Annotated in this window: 19 protein-coding genes; 10 read left to right on the top strand and 9 right to left on the bottom strand. The window is 73.0% G+C overall.

Annotated features, from left to right (window positions below):
• Positions 1-28: 28 nt before the first annotated feature.
• Positions 29-1,336, bottom strand: coding sequence for a M20/M25/M40 family metallo-hydrolase (locus tag Asi03nite_RS03605; protein WP_203676946.1), 1,308 nt, complete (start codon positions 1,334-1,336; stop codon positions 29-31).
• A gap of 68 nt (positions 1,337-1,404) precedes the next feature.
• On the opposite strand from Asi03nite_RS03605, the gene Asi03nite_RS03600 reads away from it, so the two are divergent.
• Together Asi03nite_RS03600 and Asi03nite_RS03595 are read left to right on the top strand one after the other, a co-directional pair.
• Complete coding sequence (locus Asi03nite_RS03600) at positions 1,405-1,962, top strand: hemerythrin domain-containing protein (RefSeq protein ID WP_203676945.1); 558 nt, start codon at positions 1,405-1,407, stop codon at positions 1,960-1,962.
• Between the two features lie 88 nt (positions 1,963-2,050).
• Positions 2,051-3,025, top strand: coding sequence for a LysR family transcriptional regulator (locus tag Asi03nite_RS03595; RefSeq protein ID WP_203676944.1), 975 nt, complete (start codon positions 2,051-2,053; stop codon positions 3,023-3,025).
• Between the two features lie 320 nt (positions 3,026-3,345).
• Here Asi03nite_RS03595 and Asi03nite_RS03590 read toward each other — a convergent pair whose 3' ends face one another.
• Entirely contained in the window at positions 3,346-5,940 is a 2,595-nt protein-coding gene (locus Asi03nite_RS03590; protein WP_203677062.1) for an ATP-dependent Clp protease ATP-binding subunit, read from the bottom strand.
• 262 nt (positions 5,941-6,202) lie between these two features.
• Here Asi03nite_RS03590 and Asi03nite_RS03585 point away from each other — a divergent pair, with 262 nt between their 5' ends.
• From Asi03nite_RS03585 to Asi03nite_RS03560, 6 genes are all read left to right on the top strand, one after another.
• Positions 6,203-6,607: a PIN domain-containing protein gene (locus Asi03nite_RS03585; RefSeq protein ID WP_203676943.1), complete on the top strand. Its 405-nt coding sequence runs from the start codon at positions 6,203-6,205 to the stop codon at positions 6,605-6,607.
• 296 nt (positions 6,608-6,903) lie between these two features.
• Positions 6,904-7,164, top strand: coding sequence for a hypothetical protein (locus Asi03nite_RS03580; protein ID WP_203676942.1), 261 nt, complete (start codon positions 6,904-6,906; stop codon positions 7,162-7,164).
• Positions 7,165-7,168: 4 nt separating this feature from the next.
• Positions 7,169-8,062, top strand: a complete 894-nt coding sequence (locus Asi03nite_RS03575) for a hypothetical protein (RefSeq protein ID WP_203676941.1) — start codon at positions 7,169-7,171, stop codon at positions 8,060-8,062.
• 66 nt (positions 8,063-8,128) lie between these two features.
• Positions 8,129-10,861, top strand: a complete 2,733-nt coding sequence (locus Asi03nite_RS03570) for an FtsK/SpoIIIE domain-containing protein (RefSeq protein ID WP_373872086.1) — start codon at positions 8,129-8,131, stop codon at positions 10,859-10,861.
• On the top strand, positions 10,858-11,559 hold the full coding sequence (locus Asi03nite_RS03565) for a hypothetical protein (protein WP_203676939.1): 702 nt from the start codon (positions 10,858-10,860) through the stop codon (positions 11,557-11,559). Before Asi03nite_RS03570 ends, Asi03nite_RS03565 begins: the two co-directional genes overlap by 4 nt.
• A gap of 106 nt (positions 11,560-11,665) precedes the next feature.
• On the top strand, positions 11,666-12,595 hold the full coding sequence (locus tag Asi03nite_RS03560; protein ID WP_239102356.1) for a 1-phosphofructokinase family hexose kinase: 930 nt from the start codon (positions 11,666-11,668) through the stop codon (positions 12,593-12,595).
• Here Asi03nite_RS03560 and Asi03nite_RS03555 read toward each other — a convergent pair.
• Positions 12,585-12,770 carry a hypothetical protein gene (locus Asi03nite_RS03555; protein WP_203676938.1) on the bottom strand — a complete coding sequence of 62 codons (186 nt, stop codon included), beginning with the start codon at positions 12,768-12,770 and terminating at the stop codon, positions 12,585-12,587. The genes Asi03nite_RS03560 and Asi03nite_RS03555 overlap by 11 nt on opposite strands.
• Positions 12,771-13,061: 291 nt before the next feature.
• Positions 13,062-13,646 (bottom strand): hypothetical protein, encoded by a 585-nt coding sequence (locus Asi03nite_RS03550; protein ID WP_203676937.1) that lies wholly within the window; start codon positions 13,644-13,646, stop codon positions 13,062-13,064.
• A 201-nt stretch (positions 13,647-13,847) separates the two neighbouring features.
• On the opposite strand from Asi03nite_RS03550, the gene Asi03nite_RS03545 reads away from it, so the two are divergent.
• Positions 13,848-14,645 (top strand): DUF72 domain-containing protein, encoded by a 798-nt coding sequence (locus Asi03nite_RS03545; RefSeq protein WP_239102355.1) that lies wholly within the window; start codon positions 13,848-13,850, stop codon positions 14,643-14,645.
• Here the strand turns inward: Asi03nite_RS03545 and Asi03nite_RS03540 are convergent.
• The 5 genes from Asi03nite_RS03540 to secA2 form a co-directional block, all read right to left on the bottom strand.
• On the bottom strand, positions 14,599-15,492 hold the full coding sequence (locus tag Asi03nite_RS03540; RefSeq protein WP_203676936.1) for a DUF72 domain-containing protein: 894 nt from the start codon (positions 15,490-15,492) through the stop codon (positions 14,599-14,601). The genes Asi03nite_RS03545 and Asi03nite_RS03540 overlap by 47 nt on opposite strands.
• A 56-nt stretch (positions 15,493-15,548) precedes the next feature.
• Positions 15,549-15,971, bottom strand: coding sequence for a TraR/DksA family transcriptional regulator (locus tag Asi03nite_RS03535; protein ID WP_203676935.1), 423 nt, complete (start codon positions 15,969-15,971; stop codon positions 15,549-15,551).
• Between the two features lie 187 nt (positions 15,972-16,158).
• On the bottom strand, positions 16,159-16,791 hold the full coding sequence (locus Asi03nite_RS03530; protein WP_203676934.1) for a nucleoside/nucleotide kinase family protein: 633 nt from the start codon (positions 16,789-16,791) through the stop codon (positions 16,159-16,161).
• Between the two features lie 3 nt (positions 16,792-16,794).
• Positions 16,795-17,256: a winged helix-turn-helix domain-containing protein gene (locus Asi03nite_RS03525; RefSeq protein WP_203676933.1), complete on the bottom strand. Its 462-nt coding sequence runs from the start codon at positions 17,254-17,256 to the stop codon at positions 16,795-16,797.
• A gap of 379 nt (positions 17,257-17,635) precedes the next feature.
• Positions 17,636-19,927: an accessory Sec system translocase SecA2 gene (gene secA2 / locus Asi03nite_RS03520; protein ID WP_203676932.1), complete on the bottom strand. Its 2,292-nt coding sequence runs from the start codon at positions 19,925-19,927 to the stop codon at positions 17,636-17,638.
• Between the two features lie 341 nt (positions 19,928-20,268).
• Between secA2 and Asi03nite_RS03515 the strand changes: the two genes are divergently transcribed.
• Positions 20,269-21,006, top strand: coding sequence for an ATP-binding protein (locus Asi03nite_RS03515; RefSeq protein ID WP_203676931.1), 738 nt, complete (start codon positions 20,269-20,271; stop codon positions 21,004-21,006).
• The last annotated feature ends 984 nt before the right edge of the window (positions 21,007-21,990 follow it).

Genomic DNA, 21,990 nt, shown 5'->3' with positions numbered 1-21,990 from the left:
GTCCTTCCACATCTCTGGCTCGGAGCATCTAGCTGTTTCGGAGCAGTCGGTCGAGCACACGCACGCCGAACTTTAGCCCTTCCACCGGCACCCGCTCGTCGATGCCGTGGAACAGGGCGGCGAAGTTCAGGTCGGGCGGAAGTCGCAACGGGGCGAACCCGAAGCATCGGATGCCCAGGGTGCTGAACGCCTTCGCGTCGGTCCCCCCGGACATCAGGTACGGAACGGTACGCGCACCCGGGTCCTCGGCACGCAACGCCGCGCCCATCGCGTCCACCAGCGGCCCGCCGAACTCGGTCTCCACGGCCGGCTGCCGGTGCACGTGCTCGATCTCCACGTCCGGCCCGATGATCTCACGGAGCTCGGCGAGGAACGACTCCGCCTGGCCGGGCAGCGTGCGGCAGTCGATCGTGGCGGACGCCTTCCCGGGAATCACGTTGTCCTTGTATCCCGCCTGGAGCCGGGTGGGGTTCGCGGTGTTGCGGATCGTCGCGCCGATCAGGTTCGCGATCGGGCCGAGCTTGGCGATCGCCAGCTCGGGGTCCGCCGGGTCGATGTCGATCTGCAGCGCCTCGCCGACCTGTTCCAGGAACGCGCGCACGGTGGGCGTGACGACCACCGGGAACTTGTGCCGGCCGATCCCGGCGACCGCCTCGGCCAGCGCGGTGACCGCGTTGTCGTCGTGGATGAACGAGCCGTGGCCGGGGCGGCCGTGCGCGTGCAGGCGCAGCCAGTCCAGCCCCTTCTCGGCGGTCTGCACCAGATACAGACGAAGATCGTCATTGACGGTGTACGAATATCCGCCCACCTCACCGATCGCCTCGGTGGCCCCGTCGAACAGGCCGGGGTGGTGCTGCACCAGCCACTGGGAGCCGTACTCCATCCCGGCCTCCTCGTCGGCGGTGTACGCCAGCACGATGTCCCGGGGCGGGGTGTAGCCGGTGCGCCGCCACTCGCGGACCACGGCGAGGACCATCGCGTCGAAGTCCTTCATGTCGACGGCGCCGCGGCCCCACAGGTAGCCGTCCTTCACCTCGCCGGCGAACGGGTCCACCGACCATTCGCTCGCGTCGGCCGGGACGACGTCCAGGTGGCCGTGCACCAGCAGCGCGCCGCGGGAGCGGTCGACGCCGGGGATCCGGGCGACCAGGTTGGCGCGCTTGGGGGCGGACTCCAGGAGCTGGGACTCGATGCCGACGTCGGCCAGCTTGCCGGCGACGTACTCGGCGGCGGCCCGCTCCCCCACGGTGGTCCGTGGATCGCCGGTGTTCGTGGTGTCGATGCGCAGCAGGTCCTGGCAGAGGCCGGTGACCTCGTCCACGGCGGAGGTGTTCATCCGCCTTTCTTACCAGCAAGATGTCACGCACGTTTGGCGGGGAAGTGATATCGGGTACCGGCTGCGGCATGTCTGACGTGAATCTTCCCCCGCTGCCGCCGGTCGGAGGCACCACTTCCGGGCGTAACGTCGTCGATGTCCTGAACGAGCAGCACCGCCAGATCCTGAGTCTGCTTTCCGAGGATATCTCGGATAAAGAGCACTCTGTCCTTATTGCCACGCTGTCCCGGCACCTCTCGGCCGAGGAGCAGTACCTCTACCCGGCGATCCGCGCCGCTGTGCCGGACGGGGACCGGATCGCCGACCGGGAGCTGGCCGAGGACCGGGAGCTGCTCCAGCTGATGACCGCGAAGTCACCGTCCGCCGACCTGGTGGCCGCGGTGCGCCGGCACGTCGAGGCGGACGCGAGCGAGCTGTTCCCGCTGCTCGACCGCATGGTGCCGGTGGAGGACATGATCCGGCTCGGCAACCGGGTGGAGATGGCCCAGGAGGCCGCGCCGACCCGGCCGCACCTGTCCACGCCGGTCACGCCGCCGTGGAACAAGGTGATCGACCCGCTGGTCGGGGTCATCGACAAGCTCCGGGACGTGGCGACCTCCCGTACGACGTACGCACGAGATCTGTGACTTGATCCGGGATTGCCGTGCTCCTTAACAAATTTGTCACGTGTTTCAGGGCTAGCCTTCGATCCCGTTCTAGTCCTAACGTCACGCTATGAACCTGGAGCTGCGGCATCTGAAGGTGGTCTGCGCCATCGCGGAGACCGGCAGCGTCACCAAGGCCGCGTCACAACTCGGCCTGGCCCAACCCGCGCTCACCGCCCAACTGCAGCGGATCGAGCGCACGCTCGGCGGCCCCCTGTTCGACCGGGACCGGCGCGGCGCCCGGCCCACGGCGCTCGGCGAGCTGGTGCTGTCCCGGGCCCGGGTGCTGCTGCCGGCGATGAAAGGCCTGCAGGACGAGGCGGCCCGCCTGGCGGCCGGCGGCACCTCGACGATGAGCCGGTACCGGATGGGCGCGATCGGCGGTCCGGTCTTCGCGCACCTGCTGCACCGGCTCTCCGCCGCCCAGCCGGAGTCGGCGATCTCCACCTACGCGTCCTACTCCGTCGACGAGCTGGCCACCATGGTGCTCAACGGCAAGCTGGACTTCACCCAGGTCGGGGTCTGCGGCGACGCGCTGCCCTCGGCCGACTACGGCCTGGTCTGGGACACCATCGCGGTGGACGCGGTGTGCGTGCTGATGCCCGAGGACCATCCGCAGGCCAAGGGCGCCGAGGTGGACCTGGCCGAGCTGGCCACCGAGCAGTGGGCCGCGGCGCCCGGCGACGGGTGCTTCGAAACCTGCTTCGCCGCCGCCTGCGCCCGCGCCGGGTTCGCGCCGCGCCGCGTGCTGGAGACCGACGCGCGCGCCTGCATCGACATGGTGGAGCTGGGAGTGGCGCTCGGGTTGTGCCAGCCGACGTTCCGGCCGCCCGCGGGGCTGACCACCCGGCCGATCAAGGGGGCCCCGCTGCGGTGGCGCCTGATCCTCGGCTGGCACCCGGAGTCGCCAGCCGCCCGCTCCGCGCCGAAGCTGCTGGAGCTGGCGCGGGTGGCGTACCAGGACGTGATCGCGCGCAACGAGGACTACGTCGAGTGGACCCGCGACCACCCGAACCTCGGCGGCACCCACCTGGCCGCCGCCTGACCCACCCGCACACCCGGCAGGCGCCTCGGCGCCGGCCGCACGGCCGCCGCCGGCGGCCAGAGGTCCCTCACCCCCCCCACGAGACACCCGGCCGACCAGCCGCACGCTCGCCGCTGGCAGCCGGAAGGCCCGCATCGGGTCCGAGAGACACCTGACCGTCGGCGGGAGCCGCGGGGCCGGCGGCGAGGGGTGTCTCGACGGCGGCGAGAGACCCTGGGGACCAGCTGGGACCACGCCGCCGACAAGGAGAGGTGCCCGCGGCAAGCCGACAAGGCGCCGGCTTCCGCCGGCGCCTTGTCGGGAACCGCTGTATCAGGGCATCACCGCGCGCTGAGCGACGCCGACTCCACGTCGAACGTCAACTCACCGTCCCGGGCGTCCACGCGTACCGTCCGTCCCGGAGCCAGATCCGCGGCGAGCAGCATCTTCGACAGCCGGTTGTCCAGCTCCCGCTGGATCGTCCGGCGCAACGGCCGCGCCCCGAACTCCGGCTGGTATCCCCGCTCGGAGAGCCAGTCCACGGCAGCCGTGGTGATCTCCAGCCGGACGTCCTGGGCGTGCAGCCGGCGCCGCGTCGACTCCAGGAGCATCTCCGTGATCCTGCGCAGCTGGTCGGTCTCCAGCTGCCGGAAGATGATGATCTCGTCGATGCGGTTGATGAACTCCGGCCGCAGCTGCTCCTTGAGCCGGCGGTCGAGCCGGTCGCGGAGCTCGTCCTCGGGCGAGCGGCCGTTCTCCGCACCGCCGAAGCCGACGCTGCGGGTCGTACCGCTGATCAGGTCCGAGCCGAGGTTGCTGGTCATGATCAGCACGGTGTTCTTGAAGCTCACCGTGCGGCCCTGGCTGTCGGTCAGCCGCCCGTCGTCCAGCACCTGCAGCAGGATGTTGAAGACGTCCGGGTGCGCCTTCTCGATCTCGTCCAGCAGCACCACGCTGTACGGCCGGCGCCGCACCGCCTCGGTCAGCTGACCGGCCTCGTCGTAGCCCACGTACCCGGGCGGTGCGCCCACCAGCCGGGACACCGTGTGCCGCTCCTGGAACTCGCTCATGTCCAGCCGGACCATCCGGTCCGAGTCGCCGAACAGCGCCTCGGCCAGCGAGCGGGCCAGCTCGGTCTTGCCGACGCCGGTGGGGCCGAGGAACAGGAAGCTGCCGACCGGCCGGTCCGGGTCGCCGAGCCCGGCACGCGAGCGGCGGACCGCCTCGGCGACCGCGGTGACCGCGTCCTCCTGGCCGATCACGTGCTGGTGCAGGTGGTGCTCCAGCCGGAGCAGGCGGTCCCGCTCGGCCTCGGTGAGCTGGGCCACCGGGATGCCGGTGGCCCGGGAGACCACCTCGGCGACGTCCGCCTCGGTGACCCGCGGCACCCCGTCGGCGCCCGCGCCGGCGCCGGCGATCTGCGCCTTGAGCTCGTTGATCTGATCCCGCAGCTGGGAGGCGACCTCGTAGTTCTCGGCGTGCACGGCCTGGTCCCGGTCGCGGGACAGCTGCTCCAGCCGCCGCTCGCGCTCGCGCAGGTCGGCGTCCGGCGTCTTGACGCGCAGCCGCACCCGGGCGCCGGCCTGGTCGATCAGGTCGATCGCCTTGTCCGGCAGGAACCGATCGGTGATGTACCGGTCGGAGAGCAGCGCCGCGGCGTCCAGCGCCTCGTCGGTGATCCGCACCTGGTGGTGCGCCTCGTAGTTGTCCCGCAGTCCGCGCAGGATCGCGACGGTGTCCTCCACCGTCGGCTCGCCGACCAGCACCGGCTGGAAGCGCCGGGCCAGCGCCGCGTCCTTCTCGATGTGCTTGCGGTACTCGTCCAGTGTGGTCGCGCCGATCACCCGGAGCTGGCCGCGGGCCAGGGCCGGTTTGAGCATGTTGCCGGCGTCCATCCCGCCGCCCTCGCCACCGCCGCCACCGGCGCCGACCAGGGTGTGGATCTCGTCGAGGAAGACGACCAGCCCGTCCCCGGACGCCTTGATCTCGTCGATGATCTTGCGCAGGCGCTCCTCGAAGTCGCCGCGGTAGCGGGTGCCGGCGACCAGGCCGGCCAGGTCCAGCTGGACCACACGCTTGTCCTGGAGGGTGAGCGGCACGTCGCCGTCCACGATGCGCTGGGCCAGACCCTCCACGATCGCGGTCTTGCCGACGCCGGCCTCACCGATCAGGACCGGGTTGTTCTTGGTGCGCCGGGAGAGGATCTCCACGGCCTGCTCGATCTCGTCGGCCCGGCCGATCACCGGGTCGATCTCGCCGCGCCGGGCCACCTCGGTCAGGTCCACGCCGAACTGCTCCAGCGTCGGCGTGGCCGCCCCGCCGGTGCGGGCGCCGCCGCGGGAGCCGCCCTGGCCGCCGCCGGCCGGGCCGGCCGGGGTCTCCGGGCTGGGGATGGCCCGCGGGTCGAGCCGGCCGGCCAGCAGCCGCCCGGCCACCGAGTCGGTGTTCAGCCCGAGCGCCATCAGGATGTGCTCGGGGCCGATGTAGCTGGCGCCGACGGCACGGGAGATTTGCAGGCTGTCGAGCAGCGCGCGCTTGGCCGCGGGGGTCAGCGCGACCTGCTCCGGCGTGTCCCGGCCGGCGGCGCCCATGTCGGCCCGGCGGTTCGCCGCCGCGGTCCGGGCGGCGTCGTCGCCGAGGCGCGCGTCCAGCTCGCCGAGCAGCACATGCGGGTCGGCCCCGGCCCGGCGCACGGTCTGCTTCATCGGCTCCTGCTGCAGGACGGCCCAGAGCAGGTGATCGGTGTCCAGGTCGGCGAGACCGCCGTCGCCGTGCCCGATGTCCGCGGCGCGCCGGGCCGCGTCCGCCAGCACCTGGCGGGCGTCGTTGCTCATGTAGCGCGCGATGTCGATCCGCTGCGCCGCCCGGCGCGGCTCGGCCGCACCGAAGAAGCGCGCGAACAGGTCGTCCCACTGACCGGGTCCACCCGGCCCCAACGGTCCGATGCTCATCAGTCTCTCTTCTCTGGTACTCCACGGCGGCCGACCTCGGGCCACCGCCCGACTGTTGCAAGCGCCTCAGGCGGGACGATGATTCCCAAAATCAGCAAAGGTTGACAGGAGTACGCTCAACTACATGTCCGATCCCCAGGAGCCCGCATCCGGCCCCCTGACGCCGGCCTTCCGGGAACCCGCTTTCCCCGGACCCGCGCCCGTGTCCCAGGAGTCCCCGTTTCAGGGAGCCACATCACAGGCGGCCGTGTCCGGCGAACCGGAGTCTCCGCCACCCCTGGTCGTCGTCGACGGGGCGAATGTGGTGGGCTCGGTGCCGGACGGCTGGTGGCGCGACCGCGCCGGGGCGGCGAGCCGGCTGCGCGACGCCCTGGCGCCGGTGGCCGCCGCGGGCCTGGCCGGCATGCCGGGCCCGGTCGAGGTGCTCCTGGTGGTCGAGGGCAGGGCCCGGGACATTCCGCAAGCTCCCGGCGGCGTCCGCGTCGAGCGCGCGTCCGGCTCCGGCGACGACAAGATCATTGAGCTGGTACGCCGGGAACACGGCGCCCGGCCGATCGTCGTGGTGACGGCGGACCGCGGCCTGCGGGACCGGGCCGTGGCGCTGGGGGCAGAGGTCCGCGCGCCGTCCGCGGTGCCCCGGTCGGCCCGCTGACCACCAGCCGGCCCGGCGCCCCGGACCCTGTTCCCTCCACCCGGGCGCGGGGATGGCACCTGAGCGGCTCAGACCCCTTCGAACCGGGACCCGCGCGACGGCGGCAACCGGCATGATCCACAATGGACGCCGCGGGAAATCAGGTGCTACCAGGGCGGTCATCCGCGTCGATCGTCGGACTCGCAGTGCGTCTTTTTGCTCCGCGGTGTGCGAAAAGGCGCGGCCGAGGCGAGCGCGAACCGGGCTGGGCGTTACGCTGGGGTGGCAGGTGGGTTGAGTTACAGGAGGCCGAAAGAGTGGCCAGTGTCGCCGAACTCAGAGCGGCCGTGGACGCCGCCGTCCAGCAGGTGAACGAGGGGCAGGCGGCGATACAGCAGGCTCGGGAGAAGCTCGGCGAGGCCCAGCAGAGCCTGGCGGCCGCGCTCGACGGCGGGGCCCACGAGGCGGTGGGCACCGCGCACGCCTCGCTGTCGCAGGCCGATCAGCAGCTGGAGGAGTGCTTCAGCGCGACGCAGGTCGCCATCGAGGCCGCCCAGAACTACACGGCGATGCTCTGACACGATGTCGCTGCTGCAGGAACTCGGCGCCCGGCTCCGGGCCGCCTCGGACGAGTTGCCCGACGGGCTGGTCGTGGTCGCGATGGAACGCCTGCGCACCGCGACGGAACTGCTCAACTGGGTGCGCGAGGCGTCCGAGCAGAAGATGGGCGTGCCGGAGCTCGGCAACGCCACCGAGCACGCCGAGCGGGCGGCCGCCGCGATCCGGCTCGCCGAGGACGCGATCGAGCGGTATCTGGCGGTGCTGGGCCTCGGCGGTGTGCCGGGGGTGCGGCGCGGCCAGGAGTGGCGGGCCGCGATGCGGCCGGAGGAGCCCCGCCGGGCCGAGGAGTCCGGGGGCAGGCCCGAGGAGCCGGAGAAGCTCGGACCCTGGTGGCAGGCGCGGGTCGCCCAGCTGACCGGCGAGCCCGCCCCGCGGGAGAGCCGGACGCCGGAGAGCTCGGACACCGCCGAGCTGCTCAAGCGCGTCGCCGCCGGGGTGCGCAGCGGCGACCGCGCCCGGCTGGGCCGGGAGCTGCACGGCGTGAACGCCTCGACCGGCCTGGGCCTGTCCGCGGTGACGCCCCCGGTGCTGCATCGCCTGGCGGGTGACCTGCTCGGCCACGAACCTCGCCCGGAAGACGTACCACGACTGCGCAGTGCGGCGGAGAACCGGGTAAAAGCTCTGCTACCGGGCACATCACCAGCTGTGCTGGAGACCTTGATCGACCGGATCTGCCGGGTGCCGGTGAAGCCGCAGGAGAACCGCCCGGCCGGCCATCCCGCCGACAACGCGGTGACCGCGAGCGTGCTCACCGGGGTGCTGCTGGCCCGGCTGGGACGCGATGCCACGGCACTCGACCCGGACGCGCCGGAGCCGGTGAAGCCGCCCGCCGACGCCGGTGAGCAACGCTCATGATCTCACGGGGCTCGACAACTGCGACGATTCCGGCGGGTCATGGCTGAATCCACGAAACAGCAGGTCATGGAGATTCGGGCCGGGCTGTCACACGCGCTCGGGGCCGCGGAGAACGCTCTCGGACGCGCCCGGCGCGAGGAGGCCGCGGCGTCGGCGCGCTTCGATCGGGTCCGGGCGGCGGCCGAGACCCGGCAGCGCAAGCTGGCCGCGGCGCGCGACGAACGGCTGCGCTCGGTCGAGGAGTGGCACGGCACCGAGCTGGGCGCGCTGGCCGGGGCGGCGGCGGGCGCGGCCGACCGGGCGGCGCCGGGCGCGGCCGGCGAGCTCTGGCACTCGTGGGAGGCCACGCCGCTGCCCAGAGCCGCCGAACTGCGGATCGGCCAGCTGCTGCTGCCGTCGGCGCCCGAGGAGGCCGAGCCGGCCCGCCCCTGGCAGTGGAACGACCCGGAGAAGTCCGGGACGGCGCCCGACGGGGCCGAGCCGGCCCGCCCCTGGCAGTGGGACGACCCGGAGGGGTCCGGGGCGGCGCCCGAGGTGCCGGCCCTGGTGCAGTTGCTCGACCACGGGCACGTGGTGGTGCAGGGCGACCGCAAGCTCGGCGACGACGTGGTGGCCGCCCTGCTGCTGCGCGCCCTCGGCACCAGCGCGCCGGGCTCCGTGCAGGTGATCGGCTACGACCCGGAGCACCTCGGCGGCGGGCTGGCCGGGTTCGCCGCGCTGGCCCCGCCGAAGGTGCTCACCTTCGTCGCGCCGAACGGGCTGAGCGCGCTCCTCGACGACCTGGTCGGGCACGTTCGGCGGATCAACGAGACGGTGCTGGCCGGGGAGTACTCCTCGCTGCGCGAGCTGCACGCGGCGACCAAGCGGCGGCCGGAGCCGTGGCGGGTGGCGGTGCTGCTCGGCGCCGGCGAGCTGAACCGGCACGAGCGCACCCAGCTGGAGCGGCTGCTGCGCACCGGCGCGGCCTGCGGGGTGCACCTCATCGTGCACGGCCTCGCGGTGGACCCGGGTCCGGGGATCGAGTGCGTCACCGCCGCCCCCGGCACGGACGCGCGGATGAGCAGCGGCGGCGATCTGCCGGTCCGCCTGGATCCCGGCCCGCCGCAGTCGGTGCTCACCGCCACCTGCCGGCAGATCGCCGAGGCGGTCGCCGCCGGCCCCGCGCCGGTGGCCTTGGACAGTCTGCTCCCGGAGCCCGGCGAACAGTGGCGGGAGAGCTCGGCGACCGGGTTGACCGCGCCGCTCGGCGACAGCCCGCAGGGCACCCGGGTGCTGGTGACGCTCAGCGACTACCCGCCGCACGCGCTGATCGCCGGGCCGTCCGGCACCGGCAAGACCAACCTGATCTACGCCTGGATGGGCGCTCTGGCGTCCCGCTACTCCCCCGCCGAGCTGGCGTTCTACCTGCTCGACTTCAAGGAGGGCGTGTCGTTCGCCCGGTTCGCGCCGGGCCGCCGGGACCAGAGCTGGCTGCCGCACGTACGCCTGGTCGGGGTCAACGTCAACACCGACCGGGAGTTCGGCCTGGCACTGCTCCGGTTCCTCGGCGCCGAGCTGCGGCGGCGCGCCGACGCGGCCAAGCAGCACGAGGTCACCAACCTGGCCGAGCTGCGCGCCGAGGACCCGGACGGGGTCTGGCCGCGGATCGTCGCGGTGGTCGACGAGTTCCAGGTGCTGCTGGCCGGCCGGGACGCGGTCACCACCGAGGCCGTCGACCTGCTGGAGGATCTGGCCCGCCGGGGCCGCTCGCAGGGCATCCACTTGGTGCTGGCCAGCCAGGACATCTCCGGCATCGAGGCGTTGTGGGGCCGGCCGGCGCTGGTCGCCCAGTTCACGCTGCGGATCGCGCTGCCCCGGGCCCGGCGGGTGCTCGCCGAACAGAACACCGCTGCCGAGTCGCTGCCCCGCTACCACGCGGTGGTCAACTCGGACTCCGGGGCGATCGAGGCGAACCAGATCGTCCGGGTGCCGGCCGCCGGCGACCGCGAGCAGTGGGGCGCGCTGCAGCACCGGCTCTGGCGCCGGTTGCCGGCGGGCGAGCGGCCGCCCCGGCTCTTCGACGGCGACGTGCAGCCCCGGCTGGCCGACAGCCCGGACTTCCGGGCGCTGACCGCCGAGGACTCGCCGGCCCCGGTGGCGCTGCTCGGCGAGACCATCGACGTGCTGTCCCGGTCGGCGCGGACCGTGCTGCGCCGCGCGCCGGGGCGCAACCTGGCCGTGCTCGGCACCCGGGTCGACGAGGCGTGCGCCGTGCTGGCCACCGCGGGCCGGTCGCTGGCCGCGCAGTACTCCCGGGACGGGGCCCGCTTCTCGATCGCCTGTTTCGACCAGGACGCCCGGGCCGCGGCGGAGGCGCTGCACGCCCGGATCCCGGACTGCGGATGGTACGACGCGTCGAACGCCGAGTGGCTGCTGGAGGACGTGGCCGTCGAGGCGACCGCGGCCTGGCCCGCCGACCGGCCACACTTCGTCCTGCTCTACGCGGCCGACGCGATGCCCGGCGGCAAGGCGGCCGGTGACCAGTTGCGGACAGTGCTGCGGCAGGGGCCGGAACGCCGGCTGCACGTGCTGGGCTGGTGGCGCGGGGCCGGGCTGCTGCGTGACGCGCTCGGCGGTCCGGCGTCGCGGACCGACCCGATCGGCGCCTGGGTGGCGCTCGACGTGCACGGCAGCGAGTTGGCCCCGTTCTACCCGGGCACCGGGGCGCCCAACTGGTATCCGCGGCCCTGGCGGGCGCTGCACTTCGACCGCTCGGTGCACCGCGGCGCCGAGGTGATCATCCCCTACGGTGCCTCATGAGCGAACTGCAACCGGCCGACTTCGAGCGCGCCGACTACCGGACCGTCCTGCGCCGGCTGACCACGCTGGACCAGCGCGCCGCCCGCCTGCGGACGGAGGCCGTCGAGTGGCACGCGGGCCAGCGCGCCACGGCCGACGAGGCGGTGCGCGAGGCCGAGGAGCGGGTCCGGGAGGCGCGGCGGGCGGTCCAGGACGCGCAGCGCGAGTTGGAGGAGGTCGACGCCCGGGCCGCCGGCCTCTGGGCCGAGTACGTGCACCGGGTCGGTCCGGTCGCGGAACGTTTCGGCCGGCTGCCGCAGGCCAGCATCCCCCGGCAGCGCTCGGACGACCGGGCGCCCGCGGACTATCTCGCCGAGGTGGAGAAGCGGATCAAGTGGACCGCGCCGGCCCGGCCGATCACGTTCGGGGTCAAGGTGCTCTTCGCGATCTTCGGGCTGGTCGGCGGGATCCTCGGCGCCATCGGCAACCAGGTGCTGCGGGAGACCGGCGCGGCGTCGGCCGGGGACTGGCACCAGGCGGCGCCGGTGGTGGCGCTGCTGGTCCTGCTGGCGTTCCCGGTGCTGGCCGTCGTGGCGGCGAAACTGGTGGCGGACCGGCGCAAGGTGGGGCTGGACACCGCCGCCGTCGTGACCGTGCTGGTGACCGGGCTGGTCACGGCGATGCTGCTGTTCAGCGCGGTGCAGTACGCCGGCCCCTGAGCCTCGGGCGCGCCCATACCCCGGCGCGCCCCGCCGGATGGGCCGGTCTCCCGGGAATTCATCCGGAATTCACGTGTACCGGCGTACCGGCGGGTATGCCTGCGCCATGGCCACCGACGACCCCGACGGCGTCATGATCTTCGCGCCGGTCCCGCAGCTGACCGTCACCATCGAGGAGGCGGCCTCGGGGGTGGAACTGCACGTGCACGCCGGCAGCCAGGGCATCTGGCAGGCCCGGATGTGCGCGGCGCTGGGCGCGCCGGTCACTCTCTGCGCGGCGGTGGGTGGCGAGATCGGCGACGTGATCGCCGGGGTGCTGGCCGCCGAGGAGATCTCCCTGCGGCTGATCCACCGCGATGAGGGCAGCGGCTGGTACGTGCACGACCGGCGGGACGGCTCGCGGTCCACGATCGCCGAGCACGCCGGGCAGCCGCTGGGCCGGCACGACGCCGACGAGCTCTACACCGCGGCGCTGGCCGCCGGGCTGCGGTCCCGGGTGAGCGTGCTGAGCGGACCCGCGGCGCCCGGGGTGGTGCACCCGTCGCTGTACCGCCGACTCGCCTCGGACCTGCGCAAACACGGCGTGCAGGTGGTGGCGGACCTGTCCGGGGAACTACTTGCGGCCGTACTGGCGGCTGGGGTGTCGTTCCTGAAGGTGAGCCACGACGAGCTGATCGACGCGCAGCGCGCGGCCGACGACAGCGAGGCGGCGCTGGCCGAGGCCGCGCGGAAACTGCGAGCCGACGGCGCGGACCGGGTGCTGATCAGCCGGGCCGGCCAGCCGGCGCTGGCGCTGGTCGACGACGATCTGCTCACCGTCGAGCTGCCGGCCCTCGAGGTGGTCGACCATCGCGGCGCGGGCGACTCGATGACGGCCGGGGTGGCCGCGGTGCTGGCCCGAGGCGGGGACGCGCGCGAGGCGATCCGTACCGGAGCGGCGGCCGGCGCGCTCAACGTCACCCGCCACGGGCTGGGCACAGGTCACAGCGACGCGGTCGTCGAGCTGGCGCGCCGCGCGAGACTGGCTACGGTCTAGCGGCCAGCGATCGGCGGCGCTCGGCCTCCTCGGCCAAGGCGGCGGGGACGTCCAAGGCGTCGTGGACGCCGTGCGCCTCGTCGTACTCCAGGTCGCCGGCGGAATCGTACTCGGGTCCGGTCTTGTCGCCCGGCTGCGGCAGGCGGGCTTCCGGCTCGTCGTGCGCATCGGTCATGTCTCGGTTCTACCCCTCGCCGGACGGCGGAACCACGGTTCGCCGCGGATTCACCCGGGCGGGCACGCGGATCCCGGGCGCTTGCGGTCCGCCCGCGGTCCGGGCCGCCTCGATTGCGGGGTACGCGGGGCGAAGCCGCCCCTGCTCGGCAGAGGGCGCGGTCCGGCCGTGCTGGATCCGATCACGGGTTTCACCGGGTCGCCACCCCACCCGGCGACAGGCGGAGCCGCTGCCCACCGGGCGAAGGGCGGAGCCGCTCCCCCGTGGCGCGGCTCCGCCCGGCTCCGGCGGCTACGGCCGCAGATCGGCGTGGCGCACCGTCAGGTCGCCCCGGGTGACCGGGGCGAACGGGGCCGGCGCCAGGCAGGTGCCGACCCGCGCCCGGCCCCAGTCGCCGTTCTCGTCCTGGTCGGCGCTCAGCGACCAGTCGAAGCCGACCCGGTCACGGCGGCCGCCCGGCCCGGCGTCCTGGACGCTGAAGCCGACCCGCCTGCCGACCCAGTCCCGTACCGGCTCGTCGGCGCGGGTGACCACGGCGGTCATCGCGGCGTACCCCGGTGCGGTGATCAGGCAGTCGACGGCGGCCTCGAAGGTCACCGTCACGCCGCTCGCGGCGACCCGGTGCAATACCCGGACGGTGCCGGTGGCATCGCTGGGCAGACCGCCGGGCAGGCCCGGGAGCGGGTGCGTGTAGGGCGTGGCCCGGGCGTCGAAGGCGAACCTGCGCACGTCGTCGTCCGGCGCGAACGTCAGCCGGAACTCGGCGGATCCGGTGACCCGGGCCGGCCCGCCGGCGATCGCCGGGGCCGGCGCCGATCCGGCCGCGACCGTGATCGCCGCCACGGCCACGGCGGCCCATCGTAGTGACTTCCTCATCGTCGTCCTCCCCGTCGGTGGTGGCGTCCCCGTGATCCAGACTCGCCGGGAATCGACCCGGGGTGATCCCTCCCGGGAGGGGACCGCGTCCCTCGCGGGAGGGGGGTGGTGGCGCCGGACGGGCAGTCCCGCCCTCCGTCCCCGCCGCCTCCCCGTGGGAGGGGATGACGGCCGCCGCCGATGGGTATGCGGACGTCTGTGATGTGGATCGGGACGTCGGGCTGGCAGTACCGGGACTGGCGCCCGGAGCGGGGCGGCGACGGCACCGGGTTCCTCTACCCGGAGCGCCTGCCGCAGCGGCTGTGGCTGGAGCACTACGCCGAGCGGTTCGCCACGGTGGAGGTGAACAACGCGTTCTACCGGCTGCCCGAGCGGGAGACGTTCGCCGCGTGGCGGGCGCGGACCCCGGACGGGTTCGTGGTGGCGGTGAAGATGAGCCGCTATCTGACGCACATCAAGCGGCTGCGGGAGCCGGCCGAGCCGGTGGCCCGGTTCCTCGGGCGGGCGGACGCGCTCGGCGACAAGCTCGGGCCGGTCCTGCTGCAACTGCCGCCGAACCTGCGGGCCGACCTGGCGGCGCTGGACGAGACGCTGGCGCAGTTCCCGGCCGGGGTGCGGGTGGCGGTGGAGCCACGGCACGAGAGCTGGTTCACTCCCGACTGCGAGAAACTGCTGCGGCGGTACGGGGCGGCGCTGTGCTGGGCCGACCGGAAGGGGCGGCCGGTGACGCCGTTGTGGCGGACGGCGGACTTCGGCTACCTGCGGTTCCACGAGGGCGGCGCGCGGCCGTGGCCCCGGTACGGGCAGGCCGCGCTCCGCTCCTGGCTCGACCGGGTCGACGCCGGCGCCGTACCGGATGACTGGTTCGTCTTCTTCAACAACGACCCCGGCGGCGCCGCGGTGATCGACGCCGGGGTGCTGGCCCGGGCCGCGGGTCACCGCGGCCTGGCGGTCAGTCGTGTGCCGGAGATTGCGCCGCGTCCCCCAGCAGATCGATGAGAGTCGTCGCGTTGCGCTGGGCGTAATCGCCGAGACAATTGTTCATCAACACGTGTGTGGTCTTCGCCTCATCGGCGAGGGCGCGCAGTTTCGGCGCCCACTCGGCAAGTTCCGAGTCGGAATACAGATAACCATACTTTTCTTGGATGTCCTTGCTCATCCACTTGTCGCTGTGCCCATGGAATCGCACCACCGCCAGGTCGGTCGTGGCGGCGAGCACCGGCGGCACCGACGACTTGTGGCCCTGCGGCATGTCGACGGCCACGAACGGCAGCTCGTGCGCCCGCAGGAAGTCCAGCGTCTCCTCCTCGTTGCCGCCCTCGAACCAGCTCGCGTTGCGGAACTCGAAGACCGGGCGCAACGGCTTGCACCGGGCCGTAACCTCCAGCAGGTATTCCTTGTTGGACCGGTTGATGCCGAACCACGGCGGGAACTGGAACAGCACCGCTCCGAGCTTGCCCGCCGCGGCGAGCGGGTCCAGAGCGGTCAGGAACCGGCTCCAGATCTCCTCGTACGCCTGCGGCGGGAGGTCCTGCGGGTACACGTTGCGCTTGTCCGTCTCCGGCCGCAGATCCTTGTAGATCGCGGAGACCTTCGTCGGATGCCCGGTCAGCAGACTGAAGGCCTTGATGTTGAAGGTGAACCCGTCCGGGGTCCGCTCGGCCCACAACCGCGTGGTCTGCTCGCTGGGCGGCCCGTAGTAGGTGGAGTCGACCTCGACGATCGGGAAGCGCCGCGCGTAGTGCCTGAGGCGCTTCTCCGGGTTGTCCGCGGCGGCCGGATACCACCCCGAGGCGATCAGCGTCTTGTCGGTCCACCCGCAGGTGCCGATCCGGATGCTTCCCATGCGATGCCGGTGCCCGCTTCCACCCCCGCGGAAACGGGCAGACCGGCACTCCGGCCTCAGCTGGCCCGGCGCTCCCGGACCTGCTTGCAGTTGACGCAGGTGGTGGCCGACGGGAAGACCTCGAGCCGCTCCACCGGGATCGGGTTCGAGCAGCCCTCACAGTTGCCGTACGTCCCGTCCTCGAGCCGCTGCATCGCGTACTCCGCCTGGGTGCGCCGGTCGAGCAGGGTGCGCAGCAGCGAGGTGGCGGCGTCCCGCTCCGCCGTCTTCGACCCGCTGTCGGCCTGGTCGTCGCCGGCGGAGTCGCCGATCTCGACCAGACGCAGCCGCTGGCTCTGCGCGAGGGCCTCTTCGTATTCGGCGTCGAGCTCCTCGAACCGGGACCGCAGAAGCCCGCGGATCTGGTCGAGCTCCTCGGTCGAACGCCCCTTCACCGGGCTAGCGCCTTTGCCGGCCACAACCGCTCCGTTGACGAGCATGTAGTCCCCCTGCCCTTCCCTCAGCCCCAGCCGGTGGGTCCCGATCCGGCTTGTGGAGCCGCCTGATACCCACCGCCGGGGGTCCCAAACGAGACCCCCGCGAAAAAGTAACCGGAGCATAACTGTCAGTGGTCGAATCCGCCACGGACTCGGCACGCGGGTCTTGTGCGCAGGCTCACGTCAGATGTCAGTCCAACGCCATGACCAGGGCAGGATGCCGGGGATCGTCCGCCCGGACCACCACATCGGCGAAAGTTTCCGGAGCCACCTCGTCCGCATACCGGGCGAACGCCGGCAGGGTCCAGCGGCCCTCCGGGGCGGTCCGCCGGTCCAGCGCGGCGGCCGAGAGCCCAAGATGGACGGTGAAGTCGAAGGGCAACCCCGACCCGAGCAGCAGCGGGCCGCTGACCAGCACCACCGCGTTCGCCGGCAGATCACGGTAGGGCTCCCGGGCGGCACGGTCCACCTCCGCGTCCCACAGCCGGGTGACGATGCGCCCGGAGCCGGCCGGACCGGCCGGCCCGAGCACCTCGCGGATCAGGCCGGCCTCGTCGAACCAGCCGGTGTAGAACGAGTCCGGATTCGCCCGCCCGAACTCCAGGCGCAGCGAGGCCGGGCGCAGGAAGTCCCCGGTGTCGACGCGGACGGCCGGGCGGCCACGGACCCGCAGCGGGTCGACCAGGGCGTCGGCGAGACGACCCGGGGCGGCCGCGTCCGCGCCGTCCACGGCCACCCGGACCCTACTGTCGGATTCCCGACTCGCCAGCCGATCGGCGAGATCGTCGACGAGGACGGCGAACGAGACGGGACGTACACGCATGACTCAATCGTGCGGCATGATCGTGATCCGGGCGTCGTCGGCCAGCCGGTAGCCCACTCCGTAGACCGTGGTGACGGCCGGGACGCTGGCGCCCAGCTTGAGCCGCAGCCGGCGGACGTGCACGTCGACCGTGCGCTCCCCGGCCCGCTCGTAACCCCACACGCCGGCGAGCAGCTGGGCGCGGCTGAACACCCGGCGCGGCCGCTCGGCCAGGTAGAGCAGGAGATCGAACTCGAGACGGGTGAGCGAGACCGGCTCGCCCTCCAGGAGCACCTGGCGCGAGCCGGTGAGCAGGCGGACCTCGGGGCCGCTGGGGACCGGCTCCGGCTCGGCCTCGGACGGCAGCGGGGCCGACTCGACGGTCACCGTGCCCCGGCTCAGCTCGACCAGCTCACGGACCGCGGCGAGCAGCCGGTGCGCCTGTGGCGAGACGGCGTCGCCGGTGAGTGGAATGGCGAGCGTCACGGTCAGCGCCGGTTCGGAGCGCCGGTTGCCCGGGCCACGGCCCGGTCCGGCAGAACGACGATCGGCTCGCGGCGACAATGCGCTGACCGGCATTTGGTTGATCCCCCAGAAATTTGCTACGGCAAGCGAATATGAATGATCACTGTGCGTTAAAGCGGGCCCTGATATTTCCGGGCCGCCGCTTTGCCGGTCAAGTAGCCATCCACAGTGTGAGAAAGACGTTCCATATTGTTCCCGGTAACACGAATGCATTCCGGTAACGCTTTCTGTCAGCCTCATTAAGCATTGCCGAACGCCATGCGGCTGACCTGCGCCGGAACGCCGTGAAGGGGGCGCCACGGTCCGTGGCGCCCCCTTCACGGCAGAAACCTCAGTGAGATCAGCCACCTGCCGTGAGCCGGCGGCCCACGGCGGCGATCAGCCGGTCCAGCTCCGAGCCGAACGGGTTGTCGTGCACCAGGTACGTCCAGGTGGCGCTGGGCCGGACGATCTCGGCCCGCTCCGGCTGCCAGCCCTCGCTGAGATCGATCTCCTCGAATGCCTCGATGGTCCGCGCCTCGACCTGGATCAGCAGCTCCTGGAACGCCGGCACGGCCGACCGGTGGAACTCGTCAAGCGGGTCCAGCTTGCCCAGCGCCCGCAGGTGCACGCCCTCACGCACCTCGGACAGGTACGCCAGGTGCTCCACCCAGAGCCGGTCCAGGTGGTACAGCGCGATCGCCCGGGCCGAGTCGGACAGCACGTCCTCGTCGGTCTCCTTGGCCTTCTCCGGCAACTTCTCCAGCAGCATGATCGCGGCCACCTCGGAGGTGAGCAGCCGCTCCCGGCGCTCGGCCAGCAGCAGCCGCTGCTGCTCGATCACCACGCTGTACCGCCAGGTGTTGCGGTGGATCTCGTGGTTGACGCCCTCGGCGACCCGCTGGGCGTGCTCGACCGCGTAGTCCACCTGCGGGTCGTGCACCACGCCGTCCATGTCCATCCGCGGCGAGGCCGGCAGGATCTCCCCGGCGTGCCGGGTGACCAGCTCGTCCTCGAGACTCACGAAGAACACCGAAGCGCCCGGGTCGCCCTGCCGCCCGGCCCGGCCGCGCAGCTGGTCGTCGACCCGGCGGCTGTCGTGCCGGCCGGCGCCGATCACGTACAGCCCGCCCAGCTCGACGACCTGGTCCCGGTCCTTCTCGTCGCTGCCACCGAGCCGGATGTCGACGCCGCGGCCGGCCATCTGGGTGGAGACGGTGACCGCGCCGACCGCGCCGGCCTCCGCGATGATCGCCGCCTCCTCGGCGTCGTTCTTCGCGTTCAGCACGTTGCACGGCACGCCCGCGGCGGCCAGCTGCGCGGCGAGCGTCTCGGACGCCTGCACGTCCAGGGTCCCGATCAGCACCGGACGGCCCTTGTCGTGCGCGATCTTGATCTCCTCGACCAGCGCCTCGTCCCGGGTGTCGTGCGCCGAGTAGATCCGGTCCGGGTCGTCCTCGCGGATGTTCGGGGTGTTCGACGGGATCACCGCAACCTCGAGGTTGAAATACTCCCGGAGCTGCTCGCCGACGTGCACCGCGGTCGCGGTCATGCCGCAGACGGTCTTGTAGAGCGCGATGTACGCCTGCACCGTGATGGTGTTGAGCACCTCGCCCTCGGCTGTCGCGGACAGCCCCTCCTTGGCCTCCACGGCCGCCTGCAGCCCGTCCGGCCAGCGGCGGCGCTGGGCCACCCGGCCGCGCATCTCGTCGATCAGCTCGACCGTGCCGTTGCGGACGATGTAGTCCACGTCGCGGCGCAGCAGGGCGTGCGCGTGCAGCGCGACGTTCACCGCGGACAGGTGCTCGACCTGGTCGTCCGCGTACAGGTCGACCCCGCCCAGCTGCTCCTCGATGTTCTTCAGTCCGGCCTCGGTGAACGCGACGCTGCGGCCGTCCTCGGCCACCTCGTAGTCCTTGCCGTTGCGCAGGTTCTTCACCAGCTCCGCGGCCTCGTGCACCGGGTCGCTCTCGGTGGCCGTCGAGCCGGCCAGCACCATCGGCACCCGGGCCTCGTCGATCAGGATCGAGTCGGCCTCGTCCACGATCGCGGTGGCCAGCTCGCGCTGCACCCGGTCGGCCACGTCGGTGACAAGCTGGTCGCGCAGGTAGTCGAAACCGGCCTCGGACACCGACACGTAGGTGACGTCCGCCGAGTACGCCTCGCGGCGCTCCTGCGGCGTCGACGCCTCGGTCACCCACGCCACGGTCAGGCCGAGCAGCGTGTAGATCGGCTCCATCCACTCGGCGTCGCGGCGGGCCAGGTAGTCGTTGACGGTCAGCACGTGGACCGGGCCGTTGCCGAGGCGGGTGTGACCGTACGCCGCGATGGTGGCGGTCAGCGTCTTGCCCTCACCGGTGGCCATCTCGGCGACCCGGCCGGAGAGCAGCGCCATCGCGCCGAGCAGCTGGACGTCGTACGGCCGCTGGTTGATCGCCCGGCGGGCGGCCTCCCGGCCCACCGCGCAGATCTCGGTGAAATCGGACGCCTCACGAGCGGCCTCGGTCAGCGCCGCGTCGTCCAGCTCCTTCAGCGCCTCCTCACGGGCCTCGATCGGCTCCAGGCGCCTCGACAGCGGGCCGAGGTCCACAGTCGTGCCGGGACGCTGCAAAAACTTGCGGAATCGGTTCTTCAAACGCTGCGACACACCCATGGCGCGCAACGGTACTTTATTTAGCTGTCGACCATCTGCCGGACTCCCGCGCGCCGCACGCACGAGATCCGGTCGCGCGTCGGCCGCCGGGCGGATCTCGCCGCCTCGTCGCCTGCTGCTCCGCCGGGTCGGCCCCGGCTCGCCGCCGTGCCGGCCCGCCCGCCGTGCCCCCTGCTTGGTGCGCCGGCCCCCGGAACGGGATTCATCAGCCTATTGCCAATCAGGCTGATTGTCTTCCTCTCGCCCTTCGTCCCGTGGGACTTCCGGACCGGACCGTGGTTTGCCTCCCCCGGCTCGCGGGCACCTGCTGTCTCGACCCATCCCGCGGGGAAGGAGCCGCGATGCCCAGCCAGCTCGTGTGCCGGCCGGAGCGGGAGCTCCCGGTCGCGGTGCTCACGGTCAGCGGCACCCTGGACCGCCTCACCGGCGACGCTCTGGGCAGCGCGGTCCGCCGCAGCCTCGCGGTGCAGCCGGTGAAACTGCTCCTCGACGTGACCCGATTACGGGTGGCCGATCCGGTCGCCTTCGGCACGTTCGGCTCGGTGGTCCGGCAGACCGCGGAGTTCCCGGACGTGCCGATCGTCGTCTGCGGGGCGGATCCCGGCACGTCTGCCGCGCTGGCCGCCATCCCGGACTGCGCCGCGGTGGAGTTGGCCGGCGACTGCGCCACGGCGCTGGCCGAGGCCGGCCGGCAACCTCCGCCGGACCGGACGCGGATCCGGCTGCGTCCGGTCCCGGAGGCCTGCCGCCAGGTTCGCAACCTGGTGGATCAGGCGTGCGCCCGCTGGCACCGCGCGGAGTTCGCCGCGACGGCCGCGCTGATCGCCACGGAGCTCGTGGCCAATGTGGTCCGGCATGCCCACACGACGATGGAGTTCACGCTGAACCACCGGGACGGCCGGATCACGATGGCGGTCCGGGACGGCAGCCGGCGGATGCCGCGAACCATGGATCCGGGGCGCTGCGACGCCGGCGGGCGGGGATTGCGTCTGGTCCACGAGCTTTCCGCGGCCTGGGGCGTCCTGCCGGTCAGTGACGGCAAGGTCGTCTGGACCCGCCTCGTCCCCACCCCGGCCTGAACGGCCCCCACCGCAGACGCCTTCCACCGCAGGCCCCGGCAACCCGGCTGGCCTCCAGGGGCCCCGCGAAGCCCCGGAGACACCCCTCGCCGCCGGCCAGCAGGCCACGGCCGCCTCCAGAGGTCCCACCCGACCGATCCGGAGGCCCCGCGACCGGCTGCGCAGGCCGTCGGCCAGCCAGTCCAGTGGCCCGGGGCTCGGTCACTGGCGGCGTGGCAGGCCGCTCGGGGCGCCGGCCGAGTCGTCCGGTGCGTCGGTGGCGGGCGCCTGAGGACGTGCCGCGGGAGAACCGGTCCGCCCGGGGAGACCGGACGGGGTGCTCGCCTCGCCAGCCGGCGCGTCGGCGGGTCCATCCTGGCCGTCCTGTCCCCGGTCCGGAGCGTGCAGGCCGGACCGCGACGGCGCCCCCGAAGGGGGATTGTGCTGACCCAGATCCGGAGCCTGCAGACCAGGACGCGACGACGCCCCCGAAGGGGGATTGTGCTGACCCAGATCCGGAGCCTGCAGACCAGGACGCGACGACGCGCCCGGAGGGGGATTGTGCTGGCCCAGGTCCGGAGCCTGCAGGCCCGGGCGAGTCTGCGCGATGCCCGGAAGCTGGCCGCTCGGAGCTTGGCCACTCGCCAGCACGGCGGCGGAGGGCAGGAAGTCCGGCCCGGCCGTGGGCGTCCCGGGCAGGCCCGGCTGAGTTCCCTGGCCGCCGGGCTGACCCATGGGCTGGAGTCCCTGTGCGCCCGGCTGCGCCGTCGGCTGGATTCCCGGAAGGCCGGGCTGGGCGGCGGGCGGCATCCCCGGCTGGGAAGCAGGCGGCAGGCCGGAGACGCCGGGCTGCGCCGTCCCCGGAGCAACGCCCGTGCCCGGACCGGGGTCCATCCCAGGAACAGCATTGGTCCCAGCAGGCGCGCCCGTCCCAGCAGGCGCGCCCGTCCCAGCAGGCGCGCCCGTCCCAGCAGGCGCGCCCGTCCCAGCAGGCGCGCCCGTCCC

Origin of the sequence: Actinoplanes siamensis, assembly GCF_016862395.1 — a bacterium.
Taxonomy (GTDB): domain Bacteria; phylum Actinomycetota; class Actinomycetes; order Mycobacteriales; family Micromonosporaceae; genus Actinoplanes; species Actinoplanes siamensis.
This window is presented reverse-complemented; position numbering and strand designations above follow the sequence as displayed.

Bases quoted from the DNA above. Each gene is read 5' to 3' on its own strand.
- Asi03nite_RS03605 (WP_203676946.1), bottom strand. From the start codon at position 1,336: ATGAACACCTCCGCCGTGGACGAGGTCACCGGCCTCTGCCAGGACCTG.
- Asi03nite_RS03600 (WP_203676945.1), top strand. From the start codon at position 1,405: ATGTCTGACGTGAATCTTCCCCCGCTGCCGCCGGTCGGAGGCACCACT.
- Asi03nite_RS03595 (WP_203676944.1), top strand. From the start codon at position 2,051: ATGAACCTGGAGCTGCGGCATCTGAAGGTGGTCTGCGCCATCGCGGAG.
- Asi03nite_RS03575 (WP_203676941.1), top strand. From the start codon at position 7,169: ATGTCGCTGCTGCAGGAACTCGGCGCCCGGCTCCGGGCCGCCTCGGAC.
- Asi03nite_RS03570 (WP_373872086.1), top strand. From the start codon at position 8,129: ATGGAGATTCGGGCCGGGCTGTCACACGCGCTCGGGGCCGCGGAGAAC.
- Asi03nite_RS03565 (WP_203676939.1), top strand. From the start codon at position 10,858: ATGAGCGAACTGCAACCGGCCGACTTCGAGCGCGCCGACTACCGGACC.
- Asi03nite_RS03560 (WP_239102356.1), top strand. From the start codon at position 11,666: ATGGCCACCGACGACCCCGACGGCGTCATGATCTTCGCGCCGGTCCCG.
- Asi03nite_RS03555 (WP_203676938.1), bottom strand. From the start codon at position 12,770: ATGACCGATGCGCACGACGAGCCGGAAGCCCGCCTGCCGCAGCCGGGC.
- Asi03nite_RS03550 (WP_203676937.1), bottom strand. From the start codon at position 13,646: ATGAGGAAGTCACTACGATGGGCCGCCGTGGCCGTGGCGGCGATCACG.
- Asi03nite_RS03545 (WP_239102355.1), top strand. From the start codon at position 13,848: ATGTGGATCGGGACGTCGGGCTGGCAGTACCGGGACTGGCGCCCGGAG.
- Asi03nite_RS03540 (WP_203676936.1), bottom strand. From the start codon at position 15,492: ATGGGAAGCATCCGGATCGGCACCTGCGGGTGGACCGACAAGACGCTG.
- Asi03nite_RS03535 (WP_203676935.1), bottom strand. From the start codon at position 15,971: ATGCTCGTCAACGGAGCGGTTGTGGCCGGCAAAGGCGCTAGCCCGGTG.
- Asi03nite_RS03530 (WP_203676934.1), bottom strand. From the start codon at position 16,791: ATGCGTGTACGTCCCGTCTCGTTCGCCGTCCTCGTCGACGATCTCGCC.
- secA2 (WP_203676932.1), bottom strand. From the start codon at position 19,927: ATGGGTGTGTCGCAGCGTTTGAAGAACCGATTCCGCAAGTTTTTGCAG.
- Asi03nite_RS03515 (WP_203676931.1), top strand. From the start codon at position 20,269: ATGCCCAGCCAGCTCGTGTGCCGGCCGGAGCGGGAGCTCCCGGTCGCG.